The following is a 2739-nucleotide window of genomic DNA, read 5'->3' as shown; positions in this document are numbered from 1 at the left end:
CGCGGCGGCGCGGCCAGCCGCGGCGCGCGCGGGCGGCGGCGCAGCGGACGGCTGGCCGCGCAGCGTCGCGATCTCGCGCGACTGCTGCTCGATGAGCCGTTCCTGCCGCGCGATGCGGTTCGCCTGTTCCTGCAACTGTCGCTGCTGCCGGTCGAGCATCTCGCGGATCGCCCGCAACTCGTCCGAGGACTGCGCCGCAGCGTCGAACGCCGTCAGCGACGCCACGCCGCAAAAGACCATCGCGGCGCCGAGCCTGGCCGCCGAAACCGCCTTGCCTGTCATCGAGACACCCTTCCTGCTGCCGATGTTTCCACCCCGGTCATCGCCTGCACGGTGCGTCCGCGCTCAACGCTTCAGGTCGATGCCGTTCCGCTCGATCATCCGGTAGAAGGTGACGCGCGAGACGCCGAGCCGGCGCGCCGCCTGCGCGACCTGCCCATGGCTCGCCTCCAGCGCCTCCAGCACCAGGCGGCCCTCCTCGGGCGAACACGGCGCCGGCCGTCCGCGCGGCGCGCCGGGGCCAGGCGCCGGCATGCGCTCGCGCGACCCAAGAGGGTCGAGGGCGAGGTCGGTGGCAGAGAGCGGGCCGTCATTGGCCATCACGATGGCCCGCCGCAGCACCGCGATCATCTGCCGGACATTGCCCGGCCACGGATAGGCACGCAGCGCGTCCAGCGCATCGGGCGTGAAGCCCTGCGCCGGCCGGCCGCATTCGGCCGCGATGCGGCGAAGGAAGACGGTCGCCAGCAGGTCGATGTCGCCCGGCCGCTCGCGCAGCGGCGGCATTTCGAGCGTCAGCACGGCGAGGCGGTAGAACAGGTCCTCCCGGAACCGGCGCGCGGCCATCGCGTCGACGAGCGGCACATGCGTCGCGGCGACGATCCGCGAATCGACAGGGATCGGCGCCCGCCCGCCCACGCGGGTGATCTGCCCGTCCTGCAGGAAGCGCAGCAGATGGCCCTGGATCTCGAGCGGCAGGTCGCCGATCTCGTCGAGGAACAGCGTGCCGCGATGCGCCATCTCGAGATGGCCGATGCGGCGCTCGGTCGCGCCGGTGAAGGCGCCCTTCTCGTGCCCGAACAACTCGCTCGAGACGAGGCTTGGCGGGAGCGCGGCGCAGTTGATGGCGACGAAGGGACCGCCCGCGCGGTTCGAGCGCTCATGGATCGCGCGTGCGGCGAGTTCCTTGCCCGTGCCGCTCTCACCCGTGATGAGCACCGGCGAATCGACCGTGGCGTAGCGGCGGAGACGATCGAAGACCTCGAGCATGGCCGGGCTAGCGCCGACGATGAAGGCGTCGGTGCCGACCGGCTCGGCCTCGGCATTCGCCGCCGCGAAGGGCAGCGGCGCGCCCTGCCCGCGCCGGGCAGCAGCGACCGCAGCGCAAAGCCGCGCCCGGAGGTCCCGGTCGCGGGACGCCGCCTCCAGCAGGAACCGCGCCGCCTCGAGACGCGGCAATGCGGCAAGCGCATCCACGCTCAGCTCAGCCGAGGATGCACGCGTGTGGCCATCAGGCTTCAGCATCGACTGCTCCCCGTGCAGACGGACGCCCCCGTACTCGAAGAGCAAACCAGCCACGCACATTTACGTGAGGCTTTTCTACTCATGGCTTTCACGGACGAGCGAAGGCTAGTGAAAACACGGGTGTCGCCGCAAGAGTATTAATTTTTGGAGCGCCAAAAGGTGCAGATCATTACTCTAGCACCACTTATGCGTGTATGATTTGTTCGATGTTATCGCATCACGTCAGCACGTGCTGATACGCGATATCGCGCGGCCGCACCCCGAGCGCCGTATCCAGGGTCACGCCGCGGAGAGGCCTCGCGCGTCGCCACAGGGTGCCGTCGCTGGCCGACGAACCCCGTCACCGCGCTCAAGCATATAGCCGTTCCGAATCCGGACGCGACGCGTCCACCACGGCGCCGGGTCAGGAACGTTCCGCGGTTCGCCGAACCGCACGCGCGGGCAAGGGGGCCGATCCAGCGCCGCAGAGCAGCATGGGTACAATGGAGATCGACGCTGGCAGCCGCAGCCAGGGCGACCGTCCTGCTGCGCATCGTCCAAAAGAAGGGCGTCGGCGGGATCGGGGGCGGGGTTGGGCAGCCCTCAGCGCGGGCTGCCCAACCCCGGTCACGTCAGGCCGGGCGGAAGGTGATCGGCTTCGCCCCGTCCCAGAGCACCGAGCGCCCGATCACGGCCAGGCGGTCTAGCCCATCGCGGATCGTCAGCACATGGTTGCCGGCGAGCTGCCCCGCCTTGGAGGCGAAGCATGTCGGACCGTAGGCGATCAGAATCTCCGTCTCGCTGACCCCGCCGGGATAGACGATGACCTGGCCCGGCGCGGGGTAGGAGGTCGCGTTCTCGAACCCGATGCCGAGATCGAAGTCGCCCATCGGGATCCAGCACGCCTCGCCCGACCACCGCACATGGATGATGCGGTTGCTGTAGGGGACGAAGGTGCGGAAGCGCGCGACGGTCTTGGGCGCGTCGCGGTGCTCGTAGAAGGCTTCGAAAATCTCGCCGCCGATATCGATGATGACGTCCGCCACGTGGGGGTCTCCGGTGCTTGTGGGTGGGCGGGTTTAGACGGGAAGGGCGGGGGAGGAGAACCTCCCCCGCATCCCCCTCCCTTCTTTGTCTGTTGGGAACTGACAGCCGAAGTCAGTCTCCAGCAGACAAAGAAGGTTGAGGGGGTGGCGGGGGGGGGGGGGAGAAGTTCCCTTCTCCCCCCCCCGCCAA

3 protein-coding genes are annotated in these 2739 nt (G+C 69.3%); all 3 read right to left on the bottom strand.

The window, feature by feature from the left end:
- Nucleotides 1-282 (bottom strand): hypothetical protein (locus tag HW577_RS23360; RefSeq protein WP_198378504.1); only part of this gene is annotated, 282 nt, incomplete at its 3' end.
- A gap of 63 nt (nt 283-345) precedes the next feature.
- Nucleotides 346-1524, bottom strand: a complete 1179-nt coding sequence (locus tag HW577_RS23355; protein WP_232475193.1) for a sigma-54 interaction domain-containing protein — start codon at nt 1522-1524, stop codon at nt 346-348.
- A gap of 611 nt (nt 1525-2135) precedes the next feature.
- Entirely contained in the window at nt 2136-2549 is a 414-nt protein-coding gene (locus HW577_RS23350; RefSeq protein WP_198378503.1) for a DUF3830 family protein, read from the bottom strand.
- Nucleotides 2550-2739: the final 190 nt, after the last annotated feature.

This window comes from Neoroseomonas rubea (assembly GCF_016106015.1).
GTDB lineage: Bacteria > Pseudomonadota > Alphaproteobacteria > Acetobacterales > Acetobacteraceae > Neoroseomonas > Neoroseomonas rubea.
The sequence above is the reverse complement of the archived record's forward strand: the minus strand, read 5'-3'. Positions and strand labels throughout refer to the sequence as shown.